Annotated in this window: 1 protein-coding gene; it reads left to right on the plus strand. The window is 45.5% G+C overall.

All coding sequences use genetic code 11. The features are described from left to right. A partial coding sequence (locus KMS84_RS39070) for a site-specific integrase (RefSeq protein ID WP_256921323.1) occupies nucleotides 1-448 on the plus strand: 448 nt, incomplete at both ends.

Consider the following 448-nt stretch of genomic DNA (forward strand, 5'->3'; position numbering starts at 1 on the left):
TAATGAAAGCGATCTCAAAAAACTCGTTGAACACGCGCTTTTCTGGACTGAGAAAGCCATGCCGCGAGTTCGTGAGGCGTCCGATTACCTGTTATCCCGCAACTTTGTCACCAGCAATTACAAAACGATATCCCGGGTCGTCGAAGACCTAGAGCTTGAGAAAAATCTAGATGTTGTAGTTGAAGGTATCCGAATAGTAGAGATTCAAAAAAACAAGCGTGACTATGAGACCGTCTTTTGGAACTATTCATGGATTAGCAGCTTTCAGCGCTCCCTGACCTCCATTCGCAATGCACTCTACATACTGGTCGCCCTAGTCACTGGACTGCGCGTAAGCGAGTTAGAGGCGCTCAAATTTGAACACGTCATAGAAACGAGGAACGGACGCTTCAAATTACAGGTTACCCGATATAAAACCAGTCAAGATCCTAACTACAACGGAGACATT

Source organism: Streptomyces hilarionis (assembly GCF_024539675.1).
GTDB lineage: Bacteria > Actinomycetota > Actinomycetes > Streptomycetales > Streptomycetaceae > Streptomyces > Streptomyces hilarionis.